11 protein-coding genes and 1 pseudogene are annotated in these 15,637 nt (G+C 61.4%); 1 reads left to right on the top strand and 11 read right to left on the bottom strand.

Translation table 11 applies throughout. The features are described from left to right. From AC3A6R_RS18705 to AC3A6R_RS18675, 7 genes and pseudogenes are all read right to left on the bottom strand, one after another. Positions 1-3,365: calcium-binding protein (locus tag AC3A6R_RS18705; RefSeq protein ID WP_487865196.1), on the bottom strand; the 3,365-nt coding region annotated here is incomplete at its 3' end. Between the two features lie 13 nt (positions 3,366-3,378). After that, on the bottom strand, positions 3,379-3,822 hold the full coding sequence (locus AC3A6R_RS18700; protein WP_487865195.1) for a hypothetical protein: 444 nt from the start codon (positions 3,820-3,822) through the stop codon (positions 3,379-3,381). A 77-nt stretch (positions 3,823-3,899) separates the two neighbouring features. Then, positions 3,900-5,384, bottom strand: coding sequence for an HlyD family type I secretion periplasmic adaptor subunit (locus tag AC3A6R_RS18695; protein ID WP_487865194.1), 1,485 nt, complete (start codon positions 5,382-5,384; stop codon positions 3,900-3,902). Further along, positions 5,381-7,621, bottom strand: coding sequence for a type I secretion system permease/ATPase (locus tag AC3A6R_RS18690; protein ID WP_487865193.1), 2,241 nt, complete (start codon positions 7,619-7,621; stop codon positions 5,381-5,383). Before AC3A6R_RS18690 ends, AC3A6R_RS18695 begins: the two co-directional genes overlap by 4 nt. A gap of 152 nt (positions 7,622-7,773) precedes the next feature. After that, on the bottom strand, positions 7,774-9,093 hold the full coding sequence (locus AC3A6R_RS18685; protein WP_487865192.1) for a PIN domain-containing protein: 1,320 nt from the start codon (positions 9,091-9,093) through the stop codon (positions 7,774-7,776). 517 nt (positions 9,094-9,610) lie between these two features. Further along, positions 9,611-9,823 carry a hypothetical protein gene (locus AC3A6R_RS18680; RefSeq protein WP_487865191.1) on the bottom strand — a complete coding sequence of 71 codons (213 nt, stop codon included), beginning with the start codon at positions 9,821-9,823 and terminating at the stop codon, positions 9,611-9,613. A 193-nt stretch (positions 9,824-10,016) separates the two neighbouring features. Then, positions 10,017-10,274, bottom strand: a pseudogene (locus tag AC3A6R_RS18675) (helix-turn-helix domain-containing protein); the annotation flags it as partial. A 751-nt stretch (positions 10,275-11,025) separates the two neighbouring features. On the opposite strand from AC3A6R_RS18675, the gene rpoH reads away from it, so the two are divergent. Then, positions 11,026-11,967, top strand: coding sequence for an RNA polymerase sigma factor RpoH (gene rpoH, locus AC3A6R_RS18670; RefSeq protein ID WP_487862830.1), 942 nt, complete (start codon positions 11,026-11,028; stop codon positions 11,965-11,967). A gap of 54 nt (positions 11,968-12,021) precedes the next feature. On the opposite strand, the gene AC3A6R_RS18665 is transcribed toward rpoH, so the two are convergent. From AC3A6R_RS18665 to AC3A6R_RS18650, 4 genes are read right to left on the bottom strand one after another with little or no spacing between them, the layout of a single operon-like run. Continuing rightward, the gene (locus AC3A6R_RS18665) at positions 12,022-12,855 is read right to left on the bottom strand and encodes a DNA alkylation repair protein (protein WP_487862829.1); all 834 of its coding nucleotides are present in this window, start codon (positions 12,853-12,855) and stop codon (positions 12,022-12,024) included. A gap of 20 nt (positions 12,856-12,875) precedes the next feature. Then, entirely contained in the window at positions 12,876-13,499 is a 624-nt protein-coding gene (locus tag AC3A6R_RS18660; protein WP_487865190.1) for an SCO family protein, read from the bottom strand. A 16-nt stretch (positions 13,500-13,515) separates the two neighbouring features. Next, positions 13,516-14,421: a heme o synthase gene (gene cyoE, locus AC3A6R_RS18655; RefSeq protein ID WP_487862827.1), complete on the bottom strand. Its 906-nt coding sequence runs from the start codon at positions 14,419-14,421 to the stop codon at positions 13,516-13,518. After that, a complete protein-coding gene (locus AC3A6R_RS18650; protein WP_487865189.1) occupies positions 14,418-15,632 on the bottom strand; it encodes a COX15/CtaA family protein in 1,215 nt (404 codons plus the stop codon). The genes cyoE and AC3A6R_RS18650 overlap by 4 nt, the downstream gene beginning before the upstream one ends. Positions 15,633-15,637 lie beyond the last annotated feature (5 nt).

The raw sequence follows: 15,637 nt of genomic DNA, 5'->3' as shown, positions 1-15,637 counted from the left end.
CCCGAGCCGCCATCGAGCGTGTCGTTGCCAGTGCCACCAATCAAAGTGTCGTCACCCGCGTTGCCGTTGAGTGTGTCGTCACCAGAACCCCCATCGAGCCGGTCGGACAGGCTGCCGCCCGTGATGATGTCGTTTCCACCAAGACCGTAGTAGTTATTGCTCGCCAAGCTCGAACCCGTAACGCTATCGGCCAGTGCGCTCAAGCTGGTTGACGCCGAGATCAGCTCATTGCGGCTCCACTCGACGTTGTTGGCAAATGCGACCCTGTCGATCTTGTATTCGTGACTGCCGTCGCTGTAGTAGAAGTTCGCCAGCTTGACGCTGTCGCCACTGTTGAAGCTCAGAATCACATCACTGCCACTGCGCGTCACGCTCGTGAGGTCGGTGCTGGCAAGGTCCGTGAATTGCACCACATCCATGCGAGTGGTTGTGCCGTCCGACTGGCTGACAGTGTCCTGGCCAAAACCCTTGGCAAACACATAGGTGTCGTTGCCCGAGCCGCCATTGAGCGTGTCGTTGCCAGTGCCACCGACCAGGATGTCGCTGCCGGCGTTGCCGTTGAGTGTGTCGTCACCAGAACCCCCATCGAGCCGGTCGGACAGGCTGCCGCCCGTGATGATGTCGTTTCCACCAAGACCGTAGTAGTTGTTGCCCGCCAGACTCGAGCCAGTGATGCTGTCGTTACCTGCACTCAAGCTCGTGGCCGCCGAGATGATGTCCGTCTGGCTCCACTGCTCACCGTCGCCGAACACAATCTTGTTGATCTTGTATTCGTGACTGCCGTCGCTGTAGTAGAAGTTCGCCAGCTTGACGCTGTCCCCACCCGCAAAGACCAAGGTCAGGTGGTAGCCGCTTCGCGTCACGCTCGCCAAGTCAGCGCTGTTGAGATCCGTGAACTGGATCGTGTCCACACGCCCGGCAGTGCCGTCGGATTGGTTGACCGTATCCTGCCCGAAGCCGCTGCTGAACAAGTAGATGTCGTTGCCCGAGCCGCCATCGAGCGTGTCGTTGCCAGTGCCACCAATCAAAGTGTCGTCACCCGCGTTGCCGTTAAGAATGTCGCTGCCCTCGCCACCGACCAGGATGTCATCACCTGCGCCACCATTGAGCGTGTCGTTGCCTGCGCCGCCATCGAGCGTGTCATCTCCATCGCCGCCGCTCAAGGCGTCATCTCCATCGTCGGCAAACAGCGCGTCGTTGCCAATACCCCCGCTCAATACGTCGTTGCCGCCCCCCCCACGCAGACTGTCCGCACCGGCTTCCCCGTACAGCGCATCGTTGCCCGTGCCACCCTGCAGCGCGTCATCGCCATCGCCACCATAGACGGTGTCGTTGCCACCGCCAGCATTGACATAGTCATTTCCACCTCCAGCGCTGATACTATTTCCGGCAGCGTCGCCAAGAAACATGTCGCTACTGGTCGTGCCAGCACGTCCGGCGGGCAACACATAGCTGAACGCTGCGATGTCTGAACGCAGCGGCGATGCGTCTGGAAGCGCATCCATCCACTCGCCAAGCAAGTCCAACCCTTTGAAGCCTGCAGCTTCAAGCGATATTCCTGCATACCGGTTGAGTTCGACGAGATCGATCAAAGCTGCTCGTTCGTTACTGGCCTTGAGCACGTTCAGCTTCGCTTCAAGCGCAGTCAGATCCAACCCGATGAGCCCGTTCTCATCAACTGCGAGCTCAACCGACTCCAGGTAAGGTTTCAGCCTGGTCTGCACGACCAATGCTTCGTAGATGCTCTCTTTCAAGCTCTCGTAGCTCTTCTGAAGCAATGCCAACTGTGCTGCCGGAGGGTTGATTAGGTAGGCCGGGAGGGTCACGCTACCTGACGTCGTCGTACCTCTAGTGAAACCCGCGACGACCTGCACCGTGTCAGCTGTGTCGGTGGCAGGCTTCTCGTAAAAGCGCTCGCCATTGAAGGCCTCGAGCACCCCAATTAGGTTACGGAACTGATCGACGGTCATCCCCCCAGTTACCGTGATGCCCAGGCTGACGTAGTCCCCGCCGCCAAGATTGTCCTCAATGCTGCTCCAGAAGTCGCTGCTTTTCGCCCAGGTCGTGATCAGGTCATCGATCAGCGCCATTTGCCCTTCACGCGTGGTAGCCAAACTGAAAGCCGTGAGCGCGACCGCCAGCTCTGGGTTCAAACTCACGGCCTCCGACAAGTCGCGTACTCTCCCGGAACCTTGCATCGTCGGAAGCGCCTTGGCGACGTCGGTCAGGGGGATGTGATCAGTGAACTCGCGATGGAAGTTGCTTGAGTCCAGATCAATAGCGCCTGCGGAGAGGCTGGCGGATCCCACGCTGAGGGTTTGATCGTTGCGCGTGAAGCTGGCGCTTTGCGCAATGAAGTTCCCGTTGACGGTAGTCCCCGCTTGGCTTCCGCCGGTGGTGTTAGTGGTGCTGCCAATCACCCCGATACGGGTGATGCCCAACTGGTCAAGCGAGAAGAGTTCGCCTGCATCAGAGATTCCGTCCTGATCGATGTCACGCCAGACCTTAACGTGGCTCCACACCAAATCAGTGCTCGTAAAGCTACCATCGGCATTGCTGTCTAGGTCTGCCAGGGCGTCGAATGCATTGGCCGCCTTTTCACCATTGAGTTTTATAGTGTCGACGCCGAAGAGCTCTCGCCCGGTCTGGATAAGGCCATTGCCATCGAGGTCGCGCACGAGAAGGCCGTCATCGGAGCCGATCCAGCCAGTACCTGTCCTAACGCCATCGGCGTCGTGGTCAAACAGAATTGAACTACCGGCAGCTCTCAATTCTAGTCCGTCGCCATCGAGATCGAGCATTAAGGGATCAACAGGCTGGCGCCAGCCTTTGGCATCGTTGAAGTGATTGTTGGCGCCCTCCGAAATTTCACTCCCCGGCCATGGCATACCCGTAAATGGCTCTCCCCCAATGCCCTCAGGAAACGCCTTATTCCAATTATCTATTATCTCATCGATAAATCTATTGACATCTGCTTCATTTTGGCTAATCGCAATTTGGGCTGCTGTCGCAGAAACGGCAACAGCAGCAAGCGCCAGTTTGACGGCCCCCGGAACGAGCGGTGTCAGAGCACTTGCCACTCCCCCGATGACCCCGAGCCCAGCGGCTAGCTGTTGCGCAGAGTTTGTAGCACCCTGGTACTGAGCGACTGAGGCTATGGCCGAAGCCACGCCAACAGCAGGACCAACACCACTTCCTAGACCTATCAAAAAAGGACTACTTGATGCAGAAGCCAGAGCAGAAAGAGCGCCCCCTACAGCCGCAGCTAGCCCTAGTTGGTTGGCGGGAGTGCCGCCGGAATAATTGCCGTAAGCCTCACCGACACCACCTGCAACCCCTGCCGCTGCCTCATAATAATTGGCCATGACTTTTCCGATCTCAAGGTTTAATAAAATACGAAATTAAGCAAATTACAAAGAACGGTATCAACCAAGCAAATAAATCGATTACAAGAAAGGAGTAAAAAGCAGCCAATCCTCGCCAGTTTTTTGGGTAAAGTTTTTTTTGCAAAACTATTGAAAGCGTAGGTCTGTTATTTCTTTTTAAATCCCAGCCAGGGTAAGCGTAGTTTCCAAAAAGGGCGGCAACGAACAAAGGAATTGAAATTACCGCAAACATAACGGATGCAAAATTTCCAAAATCTGAAAGGATTTCATACATACGATAAATTTCCGGCCACCCTGCTATTTCATTGCGCCACACATTGGATAAGGCCGGAAATAGAACGAACACAATCCCAATGAATGCCATGCCAATGGCCCACGGGATCTGGAATTTGGAAATAAACGAAGTAGCTGCAATAATGAATTTTTCAGATTTCATGAAATAATTTGAGCTTAAAATTTCGCACCCGGATGAGCTTTGTTAACGCTCTCTCAATCAGGGCCGGCACTCAAGAGTTAACGTTCTCTTAAACTTTCGCTTGTTGCCCGCTGAACGGGACTGAGTAGGAACTCAATGATTCGCCGCTTCCCCGTCTTGATCTCGGCCGTGAGATTCATGCCCGGGCTCAGCTTGATTGGCCTGCCATCCACGTCAATGGTGGTCACGCCCAAGTTCAGCGTCACGGGGAAGATCGCGCCGCGCTTCTCGTCATTGACCGCGTCCGCCGTGACGCGGCTCACAGTGGCCCCAAGCGTTCCGTAGCGCGTGAACGGAAACGTCTCCAACTTGATCTCGGCCTCCTGATTCAGGTTGACGAAGCCGATGTCCTTGTTCTCCAGCGTTACCTCGGCCGTCATCTGCGCACCATCGGGCACGATGACCATCAGGGGCTGGGCTTCTGTGACCACGCCGCCTTCGGTGTGCATGGCCAATTGCTGCACCGTGCCGGCCACCGGCGCCTTCAAGGTGGTGAGCCGCTCGCGCTGCCCCGCTTTGGCCAACTCCTGCGTGCCCTGCTGGCGCTTGAGCTCGGCGGCGGCCTCGCGCGTGCGCAGGCTGTGCTTGGTCTCTGCGATGTAGGCGGCCCGGGTGTTCTCGCTCTCGCGCAAGGTCGCATTCGCTTCCGCGAGTCGGGCGCGCTGTGTAGCAAGATCGCGCTCCAGCTCGATGCGCTCCCTGGTGCGGTCCTGATTCGCATGACTGGACATGAAACCCTGGTTGGCCAGTTGGTGGAAGTCGGCTTCTCGCTGTCTGGCGATCGGCACCGTGGTGTCCAGCTTGGCGACCATCTCGCGCACGGTGGCGATCTCAGCTTGGCGGCGGTTGAGCTCGGACGCCGCCCTGGCGAGCTTGGCTGTGATGTCGCTCCACTCGTCGCTCAACTGCGCCCTGGTTGCCGCGAGATCGGCCTCCGTCCAGCCATCGGGGAGGCTCTTGCCCAGCTCAGGCGTCCGGGAGGTCATTGGCGCATTGAGCGCCTGCAGCAAGGCGCGCGTGCGCAGCACTTCGGACTGCGCCGACTTCAACTGCTCGTCGATGCTGGTCTTGTCGGCATTGGCCGTCGTGGGATCGAGCTCGACCAGGGCCTGCCCGGCCTCGACGTGGTCGCCGTCCTTGACCAGCACGCGCTTGACCACGCTCACCTCCAGCGGCTGGATCACCTTGGTGCGCTCGCTCACGATGATGCGTCCGGGCGCCACGGCCACGATGTCGACCTGCCCGAAGATGGCCCAGGTCACGGCGATGAGGAACAGCGCAATCAGCGCATAGGCCAAGCGCCTCGGCGCCGGATGCACGGGGGTGTCCTGCAGGCTCAGCGCGGCGGGGAGGAATGCCGCCTCGTCGGAGAGGCGCTTCGGTCCGGCCAGTTCATGGCGGTGCTGCCAGGCGGCCCTGAATACGGCCCGGTAGCGCCCGAGCAGTTCAATCACCGGGTGGCGCATATCCCGCGCATGCGGCGCGTTGGCCGCGGGTGCGGTGGTGGAGACTTCGGGCGTCATACCGCTCCGGCGCCTTCTGTCGGATGGCCCCCACCCTGCATGGCCCACAGGTGCGCATAGATGCCCTTGGGCCGGCTTAGCAGCGTGTCGTGCGTGCCGCCTTCGACGATCCGGCCCTTGTCCATCACGATGATGCGGTTCGCATGTCGCACGGCGCTGAGCCGGTGCGCAATGATGAAGACGGTGCGGCCCTTGCAGATGTGCGCCATGTTGCGCTGCACGATGGCCTCGCTCTCGTAGTCAAGCGCGCTGGTGGCCTCGTCGAAGATCAGGATGCGCGGATGGGTGAAGAGCGCGCGGGCGATGGCGACGCGCTGGCGTTGCCCGCCCGAGAGGCTGGCGCCCTGCTCGCCGACCATGGTGTCGTAGCCCTCGGGCAGCTCGCTGATGAATTCATGGGCGCCGGCCAGCTGCGCAGCCAGCATCACGGCTTCCAGGGGCGCGGCCGGGTCGACGACAGCGATGTTCTCGCGCACGCTGCGGTTGAAGAGGGTGTTCTCCTGCAGCACCACACCCACCTGCCTTCTGAGTTGCGCCGCGTCGATCAGGCTGATGTCGATGCCGTCGACGAGGAGGCGCCCTTGCTCGGGGGCGTAGAGGCGCTGGATGAGCTTGGTGAGTGTGCTCTTGCCGGAGCCCGAGCGCCCGACGATGCCGATGACTTCGCCGGGGCGCACGTCGAGGCTGACGCCGTGAAGCACAGGCGCGGCTTCGGGTCGGTAGCGGAAGGTAAGGTTGTCCAGCGTGACGCGGCCCTTGAGGGCGGGCAACTGGGCGGCGGTGCTGGGTGGCACCTCGGTGCGGGTGTTGAGGATGTCGCCGAGCCGGGCCATGGAGATGCCGGTCTGCTGGAAGTCGGTCCACAGCTGGGCCATGCGCATGATGGGTTGGCTCACGCGCTGGGCAAACATGTTGAAGGCGACGAACTGGCCGACGGTCATGTCGTTGTTCATCACGAGGTGGGCGCCGTACCAGAGGGTGGCGGCGTTGACGAGCTTGCCGATGAGGTTGACGCCTTCGTGCGCCCAGCTCGCGAGGTTCTGGGTGCGGAAGCTGGCCGAGACATAGGCAGCGAGCTGGTTGTCCCAGCGGCGGCCGAAGGCCGGCTCGAGCGCGGTGGCCTTGACGGTCTGGATGGCGCTGACGGTCTCCACCAGCATGGCCTGGTTCTCGGCGCCGCGTGCGAACTTCTCGTCCAGGCGCCGGCGCAGGATGGGCACCACCGCCAAGCTCAGGCCGAAGTACAGCGGCAGGCTCACGAGCACGATCAGGGTGAGGGGCACGCTGTAGAACAGCATCACGGCCACGAAGACGACGGAGAAGACGACGTCCAGCAGCACCGTGAGCGCATTGCCGGTCAGAAAGCTGCGGATGTTCTCGAGCTCGCGCACGCGGGCGACTGAATCGCCGACGCGCCGGGCCTGGAAGTAGGCCAGCGGCAATTGCACGAGGTGGCGAAACAGACGCGCGCCGAGCTCGACGTCGATGCGATTGGTGGTGTGGCTGAAGATGTAGCTGCGCAGCCCGTTCAAGAGCGACTCGAAGACGACGATCACCAGCAGGCCGATGACGAGCACGTCGAGCGTGGTCATGCCGCGGTGCACCAGCACCTTGTCCATCACCACCTGGAAGAAGAGCGGGCTGACCAGCGCAAACAGCTGCAGGATGAAGGAGATGAAGAGCACTTCGCCGAGCAGCTTGCGGTGCTTGACGAGGCTGGGAATGAACCAGGAGAAGTCGAACTTGGCGAGTTCGCCCGCGAGGCTCGCGCGGCTGGTGATGAGGATGAGCTCGCCGGTCCAATGCGCTGCGAAGACGTCCAGAGGTTCGATCACCGGGCGCGAGGCTTCGGGCGATGCGGCGGAGGGGTCCTGCAGGAGCACGCGCTGGGCGTCGCACTGGGCGAGGATGACGAAGCGTTCGCTGCCATCCTCATTGCGAAGCACCGCCAAGGCAGGCAAAGGCGTCAGAGACAGGCGATCAGGTGTGGTGCGGGAGGACTTGGCCTTGAGGCCGAGGTGCTTGGCTGCGCGTAACAGCGTGGCGGTGTCGACGGGCTCGGAAGGGGTCAAGCCCAGTTGATGGGATAGCAGGGCGGCATCTGCGGCGATCTGGTGGAAGCGCGCTACCGTGCATAGGGCAACGAGAGAGGGATGCGCAACGGCTCCTGGTTCAGGAGCCTTTTTCGGCGCAGCCTCTTCTCCGTGCGGTCGCAACGCCGCTCCGACAACTACCATTTAGTACCCCTCGCATACCTTATGAAATATCAAGATACACGAGTAGGATCAGTCTGACAACTGCAATATAAAGACACACTTTAGCGTTACAAGGAGCTCACGCCAATCCGGCCGCTGGAGAGCGAGGCCCACGCTGCGGCTCCGACAAATCACTAAGGCCAATCTGCGTCTGAGCGAAAAATTGGCCAAAATTTCTCGTCGCTATCAACTATCCCCATTACCAAGACCAAGCCCTTTGGAATTAGCGCGCGCGACAAGTATTCCAGCGCCTTCCCTGACGCGAGGGTTCCATCATGAGTTGCAAGAATTACGACTGGCTTGGCTTCGCGTCCCTCCGAACCCTCTAGCAAGGAGTTGCTGAGCGAATTGATCGCCACGCGAAAATCTTCAATCGTCGAGAAATTTTTAATCTCGACGCGAAAATCGCTTCGGTCTGTTAGCACATCATAGCTCGATGGTGAGTTGCTCCCCAAAGCGTAATTATCACCCGCCGTGACAACATCGCGCAGCCAAGTAGCGACAGCTCGATATATTAAAGCAGTTGGCGCCGGCCTTCTTCGAAACAACTGCTTTTTGCGCGTGGCGATTTGTTCCGTTGCGATTTCCTGTACCACCTCTTTGGACGCACCGAATAATTCAAAGAAACGTGAGGGCTTTAAAAGATGGATGGTCCCCCCGTCAGTGACGCGTCTGAATTCTTCTACAAGCTCTCTTCGCGGGTAAAGCGATTGCTGATTGCTGTTATGCCACCAGTCGGGCTTCTCTTCTCCTGAAACTAGGATCGCGTCCTTTTTTTTGATGGCGCACGTATCGAGAATAGCTTGCCACACCAAAAAATCTCCGATTCCAGAGTCCTCCTTTCCGCCATCTTTATACCCCGGAGGAATCTTGTTCCTTAAGCGACGATCCCATTCTGATAACAGCTCCTCGCCTTTGATTGACGTGATGATGGCGGCTGGTGCGTCTTTGAATATTTCTCGATACATCTGCCGAACCGGATCGTTGTGATTCCAGTTTTCGATTACAGACAAAGTGCTTCGGACAGCTTTTCTATATTCCGCAATCTTTGCCGATAGCTCGGCTGCAACCCCCTTAAGGGCTTTGTATTCTTCTATTTCTTCTAGAAGGGGGAGCTCTATAGCCGGGGTAGCGACATTCTGAGCGAGAGAAATAGCTTGGAATATTCTTTTTAGCTGATCAGGGACGTTCGTTTCAAACTCCTGCATCACGCGGTCAGGCAGCAGAAGCCGTGAATCTTTCGCCAACGATTTATAAACCGCTTTTATTGACGCGAGACTATCTTTCCCGGTGTTATACGGCAACAACAGCACGTTGGTATCAAGAAACACCAAGCAAGAATCTTTAATTTCAGCAAAAGATTTGGGCTGATGGAGAAATGCCTGCTTCGGGTCTGGGTAGATCCCATTGAGCACTAGCACGTCGCGTTGCTTTTCTTTTTGATCTTGACTCATGAGCTACCCGGCAGTTGGTGGTCGCCATTCTGGCTTGTCTGGCATCGTCCCCCTAGGACTTTTGGAAAGGTGCGCGCCGGCAAGGCGCACCCAAGTGTGAAGCGAAAGCGAAAAGTGAAGCAGCACGCTCACGAGAGCCAGCGCTTCCCCGCGAAGTTGCGAGGCATTCCACGGCTGGAGGCTGCAGGGCCGGGCGGTGGGGCTTCGCCCTGCCCAGCACTCTGTATGCCGATGCCACCTCCGCTCTCGCCGATGCGATATGTGGTGGACGAGCATTCCCATCCTCGGCATTGCGCCACTCGGGGCGCTGGAAGCAACCGTACCTTTAGCTTTTTGATCAGTCTAGGTGCCCCGAGGCAACGTCCTGCTTGGTTTTTCCGAGACATTCGTTGGTAGGAGGATGCACACCGGATTCAGTTCGAAATCAAGCTGGACCACAGCTAGCAAATCGGGGGCGACCCACGGCACCTCGTGAGTTGACTTGCTCGTCCCGCACTCTTGCTCGTGCCGCCAGAGCTCAGCGGGGAGGCTCTTTCGCATCATCGGGCGTTTTCCGCGTGTCCACAGGCTCCAACCGCCCGTCGGGAAACTGCCTGTAGACCACATCATCAATGACCACGGCCTTCGGGAGCCCAAGCTCTTGGCGCTTTGCGGCAATCTCTGCAAAATGCGCCTTCAGGCGCCGCTTGAACTCAGGCGTCTGTGTCAAGTCAAGCACTGATCGGACCATGATGGTTTTCCTTCTGCCTGCGACGGTGCTGTTGGATTCCGCCGATCTCTGACCCTAGATTTCCATTGAATACTGACCCACCCGCTTTGTGAGCCTGAAGGCTTCACGGTGTGGATAAGTGCTTGATGTTCTCCTTTTTGGGTTGAGGCTTTGCAGAACTGTTTTTGAACCGGAAGCTGTCGTTCCCGGTTGTGTGGATCTGCCGCAGATTGCGCCGCTGTTTCCGCGATTTGGTGGCCTCGATCGCGAGCCAGGTCGCGAGCTTGTCGGCATAGGGATCGAGCTTGCTCGAGCTCGCCCGCTTGGCGTAGCGCGGCGCTTCTTCGCCCGCTCGCAGGTACTTCTTGACGGTGTTGCGAGACAGGCCTGTACGCCTTGCAATCTCGCGGATGGACATCTGCTCGCGCAGGGCCCAGCGTCTGATGACACTCAATGTCGCCACGTCTATCACTCCTAAGATCCCCTGCCTTAAAAATGAGCAGGGTAGAGTTTTACGTGGGTCAGTCTTAGACGGAAATTAGTGCGTTAGCCGGGTCAATTTTCGGTGGCAATCAACAACTAAGCAGCTGCCAGCGTTTTCGCCTGCTGCGCTGGCAGCGCAGCGGCACTTCCTGCCCGAGGAGATCGTGACGATCCGCGGACGCTGGATCTCCGTCAAGGAACTCCCCAGCGGTGACATCGCCGTCAAGGCCGTGCGGTTCGACCCCGACATCGTCTCGGCAGTGCGCACAGTCGCACGGGCTCACTATGGACGATACCGTGAGACGCACCACAACTGGGTGATCCCTCGCTTTCGGGCGGAGGCCGCTCGTGCGCAACTCCGGGCAATCGCTTCAGCCGCCGAGTCGGCTCTGAGTTGAGCTTCCACACCCGCCAACAACTTTTATCCGGGTAATATAGCTTGATGCCAGGGGAGAAAAACAGAGTTGCATGAAGAAGGAAACTGGCGGCGGAACCGACCACTATTTCCCGGCTCCTACAAAAGGCGAAAACGGCTGGGTTCCTCATCTGCGCGACGAGCGATGGAGCCAAGTCGTTGATTTCAAAAGAGTCAGGGTTCCATTCCCAGTGAAAAAAGTTCCAAGCCCAGTGAAAACCGACAGCTTTTGGCTATCGTGGCGATAGAGACTGGAGGGGAACCCTTCCCTTAGCACTCCCTCTAACCGAGTGCTAATATGCCCAATACAAAGGAGTTTCCCCTGATGACCACGCTGTCTGGAGCCTCTGCCAACCAGCTCGCCGTCGCCAACCCCTGGTCGATGGTGCCTCCGCTGGGCAACCTGGATGCCTACATTTCGACCGCCAACCGGCTGCCGATGCTCACGCTCGAAGAAGAGCAGGGCTTCGCACGCCGGCTGCGCGACCACAACGACCTCGAAGCGGCCGGTGCGCTGATCCTCTCGCACCTGCGCCTCGTGGTGTCCATCTCGCGCCAATACCTGGGTTATGGCTTGCCGCACGGCGACCTGATCCAGGAGGGCAACGTCGGCCTGATGAAGGCCGTGAAGCGCTTCGACCCCGACCAGGGCGTGCGGCTCGTGAGCTATGCCATGCACTGGATCAAGGCCGAGATCCACGAGTACATCCTGAAGAACTGGCGCATGGTCAAGGTCGCGACGACCAAGGCCCAGCGCAAGCTGTTCTTCAACCTGCGCTCGATGAAACAGAGCTTCAAGGCCGATTCGGCCGCGGCCGACAACGGCACGCACCGCGAAACGCTGAGCCCCGACGAGGTTTCGCAGATGGCGAGCCGGCTCAACGTCAAGCCCGAAGAAGTGCTCGAGATGGAAACCCGCCTGTCGGGTGGCGATGTGCTGCTCGACCCGGGTCCGTCGGACGACGGCGACGAAGCGTTCGGCCCGATCGCCTATCTGGCCGACGCCTCGCAGGAGCCCACCGCGCTGCTCGAATCGCAGCAGCGCGATCGGCTCTCGACCGACGGCATCGCCACCGCTCTCGAAGCGCTGGATGACCGCAGCCGCCGCATCGTGGAAGAGCGCTGGCTCAAGGTGAACGACGACGGTTCGGGCGGCATGACGCTGCACGACTTGGCGGCCGTCTACGGCGTGAGCGCCGAGCGCATCCGCCAGATCGAAGTGGCGGCCATGAAGAAGATGAAGAAGGCACTCGCCGACTACGCGTAAGCGTCCGCCTTCCTTCGCCTCGAAGCCCGGCTGCGTGCCGGGCTTTTTCGTTGTTCACGCCGCCTTGGCGAGCGAACGCAAGGCGCGGCGAACGATGTAGCGCGTGGCCGGCGTGTCGGATTCCTGCAGCCAGCGCGCGCCAAGCCGGTCGACCCATTCGGGCTGGGTCTTGCTCGCATCGTTGAGCCAGTTGGCGACCGAGTTCTGCACGTAGCGGCTGCTGTCGGCACGCAGTGCCTCGATCAGCGGCAGCGCACGCCAGGGTTCGGCCTTGAGCGCCTCGATCTGCGCGCACCACACGCCACGCGGCCGCGTGAGTTCACTTGCGAAGCGCCGGATGTTCGGGTCGGCGTCGGCCGTCCAGGGTTGCAGCAATGCCAGCGATTCATCGAGCGCGCCGATGACGGCCTCGCGCACGGCCATCCAGGCGATCTCGCGCACGCCGAAATGCGGATCGGCGGCAAATCGCCGCACGGCATGCAGCTGGGCCGCGAGCGGCAGGCCCGACAGGGTGATCCATTGCGCCGCCCAGCACCGGGCGGCGTCGCTCGCATGCGTGGCAAGCCGATGGGCGACCGCATCGCGCTCGGCGTGCATCGCCGCAAGGTCGTAGAGCGCACGGGCGATGTGGCCGTGCCGCTGCATCGGCTTGAATGCCGCGAGCATGGCGAGCGTGTCGAGCAGGCGATCGCTTTCCGCATCGAGGCCGATGTGGCCCGCCACGCTACGCGCCAGCCTGGGCAATTCCAGCGCCAGGAATTCATTGAGGTTGACGGTTTCGAGCAGGCCGTCGTTGAGCGCGTGCAACACCTCGGGCGGAATGAGCGCGATGCGGAATGCGCCCTTGCGCGACTTCAGGTGCTCGACCGAGGCCGGCGAGACGTCCATTGGCGGCGAGATCGGCGCACTCAGCCGGCGAGCAGCGCCTTGACGTCGGACACCATGGGCTCGACGCCCGTGCCGTAGCGGGCGTAGAGCCGCAGCCGACCTTCGGTGTCGTAGACGAAGCTGGCCGCCGAATGGTCCATCGAATAGCTGGTGGGCGTCTTGCCCTCGACCTTCTTGAAGTAGACCTTGAAGTCCTTCGCGGTCGCGGCGAGTTCCTCGGGCGTGGGGATCAGCGCGACGAAGCTCGGGTCGAAGGCGCCCATGTAAGCCTTGAGCACCTCGGGCGTGTCGCGCGCGGGATCGACGGTGACGAACACCACCTGCAGCTTGTCGCCGTCGCTGCCGAGCTGCTGCTTGACCTGCGCCATCTCCGTCATGGTGGTCGGGCAGACGTCGGGGCACTGCACATAGCCGAAGAACAGCACCACGACCTTGCCCTTGAAGTCGGCCAGGGTGCGGACCTTGCCTTCGGTGTCCTTGAGCGAGAAATCGCGCGCGTAGTCGGCGCCCGTGAGGTCGATCGCCTTGAAGCTCGGCGCGGCGGCTTCCTTGTTGCAGGCCGAGAGCCCCAGGCCCAGGGTGGCGGCCATGCCGGCCCATGCGGCACTGCCGGCCATCCATCGGAGAAGGTTTCGCTTGTTCATTGGCAGGTGCGCGCGGTCAGCGCAGGTAGTGGTCGACGAGCAATGCCGCGAACAGCACGCTCAGGTGGATCAGCGAGAAGCGGAAGGTCTTGCGCGCCAGGGCGTCGGAATAGTTGCGCCACAGCGCGAAGGCGTAGCCGGTGAAGCCGAAGCTCACGATGACCGCCACGGCGAGGTAGAGCCAGCCGCTCATGCCGTAGATGAAAGGCATCAGGCAGGCTGCGAACAGGATGAAGGTGTACAGCAGCACCTGCAGGCGCGTGAATTCGTTGCCGTGCGTCACCGGCAGCATCGGCAGGCCGGCCTTGCGGTAGTCCTCGACGCGGTAAAGCGCCAGCGCCCAGAAATGCGGCGGCGTCCACAGGAAGATGATGAGGAACAGGATCAGCGCCTCGGGGCCGACGTCGCCGGTCATGGCGGCCCAGCCCAGCACCGGCGGCATCGCGCCCGAGGCGCCGCCGATCACGATGTTCTGCGGCGTCAGCGGCTTCAGGATCACGGTGTAGATCACCGCGTAGCCGACGAAGGTGGCGAAGGTCAGCCACATGGTGAGCGGATTGACCTGGAACCACAGCAGCACCGAGCCGGCCGCGCACAGCAGCCCGGAGAAGACGAGCGCCTGCAGGTCGCTCAGCTGCCCGCGCGCCGTGGGGCGCCAGGCAGTGCGCTTCATCTTGGCGTCGATGCCCTTCTCGACCAGGCAATTGAACGCCGCGGCGGCGCCCGCGACGAGCCAGATGCCGATGCAGGCGAGCGCCGCACGCTTCACCTCGGCCCAGCTCGGCAGGCCGGGCACTGCCAGCACCATGCCGATGAGCGCGCAAAAAACGATCAGCTGCACGACGCGCGGCTTGGTCAATGCATAGAACTGGCGCAGCACGTTGGCGGTGCTGGTCTGCTGCACGGAAATCGGCGTGCTCACGCTGCTGCCTCCCTGGGGTTGTTGTTTTTTTCGTTGTGCGAAGCGAGCGCCACGGATGCGGCCGCCGATGCGCGCCGGCTCTCGCAGAGCGCCCATGTCAGCACCACGGCCAGCGCGGCAGCACCGCCCGTGTGCAGCACGGCGGCGGCGAGCGGCCAGCCGAGCAGCACGTTGCCAAGACCGGTGGCCAGTTGCAGCAGCGCGAGCGCCGCGAGCCAGCGCGCCTGCGGCCGCAGTGCGGCGATGCCGTGGAGCCGCCAGGCCAGCACGCCGAGTGCAACGAAGACCGCATAGGCCATCAGCCGGTGCGCGTAGTGGATGGCGGTGAGCGCCGAGAAATCGAGCGGTGCGCCATCGCCGGTCACGCCGAGGTGGCGCCAGATCTCGAAGCCCTGGGCGAAGTTCATCGGCGGCCACCAGCTGCCCTGGCAGGTCGGGAACTGCGTGCAGGCGAGCACGGCGTAATTGGTGCTGACCCATCCGCCGAGCGCGATCTGCAGCAGGAGCAACGCGGACGTGGCGAAAAGGCCGATGCGAAGTGCGGGCGACACCACGGTGGGCAAGCGGTCCGCGGCGGCCTGCCGGTAGCGCACGGCCTGGATGCACAGCAGCACCAGCAGCACCACGGCGCCCAGCAGGTGCAGGGTGACGATCGCGGGGAAGAGCCGCCAGGTCACGGTCAGCGCGCCGAAGGCGCCCTGCAGGCAGACCCAGACCAGCGTCGCCGCCGGCCACCAGGCGCTCAGCGTCGCATGCTCGCCCGCTGCCGGCGCCCGGGGTTCGCGCCGCTGGCGCCGCCGCACCACCCAGGTGGCGCCCGCGAGCGCGAGGATGAGCACGCCGACGCCGGTGGCGAGGTAGCGATGGGTCATCTCGATCCAGGCCTTGCCGTGCGTCACCGGGCCGCTCGGCTGGGCCGACTGGGCCATGGCGATTTCATGGCGCGCGCCGACCGGGCTCGCGTTGCCGTAGCAGCCGGGCCAGTCGGGGCAGCCCAGCCCCGAGTCGGTGAGCCGGGTGAAGGCACCGAAGAGCGTCAGGTCGAAGGTAAGAAACAGCGTGAGCACCGTGAGCGCATGCAGCCGGCGCGCCGGTCCGGCGCCTGCGTTGCGCCGCCAGACCCACACCAGCGGCCCGAGCGCAATCAGCACGCCGGCCGCCATCAGCCAGACGATGGGCGTGAGGTCGTAGAGCGAGCTGGCGGTGTCCATGCGGT

Source organism: Variovorax sp. Soil_C_19 (assembly GCF_057657255.1).
Note: the sequence above shows the minus strand (reverse complement) of the source record. Positions and strands in the feature narration are given on the sequence as shown.

Bases quoted from the DNA above. Each gene is read 5' to 3' on its own strand.
- rpoH (WP_487862830.1), top strand. From the start codon at position 11,026: ATGACCACGCTGTCTGGAGCCTCTGCCAACCAGCTCGCCGTCGCCAAC.
- AC3A6R_RS18700 (WP_487865195.1), bottom strand. From the start codon at position 3,822: ATGAAATCTGAAAAATTCATTATTGCAGCTACTTCGTTTATTTCCAAA.
- AC3A6R_RS18695 (WP_487865194.1), bottom strand. From the start codon at position 5,384: ATGACGCCCGAAGTCTCCACCACCGCACCCGCGGCCAACGCGCCGCAT.
- AC3A6R_RS18680 (WP_487865191.1), bottom strand. From the start codon at position 9,823: ATGGTCCGATCAGTGCTTGACTTGACACAGACGCCTGAGTTCAAGCGG.
- AC3A6R_RS18650 (WP_487865189.1), bottom strand. From the start codon at position 15,632: ATGGACACCGCCAGCTCGCTCTACGACCTCACGCCCATCGTCTGGCTG.
- AC3A6R_RS18665 (WP_487862829.1), bottom strand. From the start codon at position 12,855: ATGGACGTCTCGCCGGCCTCGGTCGAGCACCTGAAGTCGCGCAAGGGC.
- AC3A6R_RS18685 (WP_487865192.1), bottom strand. From the start codon at position 9,093: ATGAGTCAAGATCAAAAAGAAAAGCAACGCGACGTGCTAGTGCTCAAT.
- AC3A6R_RS18660 (WP_487865190.1), bottom strand. From the start codon at position 13,499: ATGAACAAGCGAAACCTTCTCCGATGGATGGCCGGCAGTGCCGCATGG.
- AC3A6R_RS18690 (WP_487865193.1), bottom strand. From the start codon at position 7,621: ATGGTAGTTGTCGGAGCGGCGTTGCGACCGCACGGAGAAGAGGCTGCG.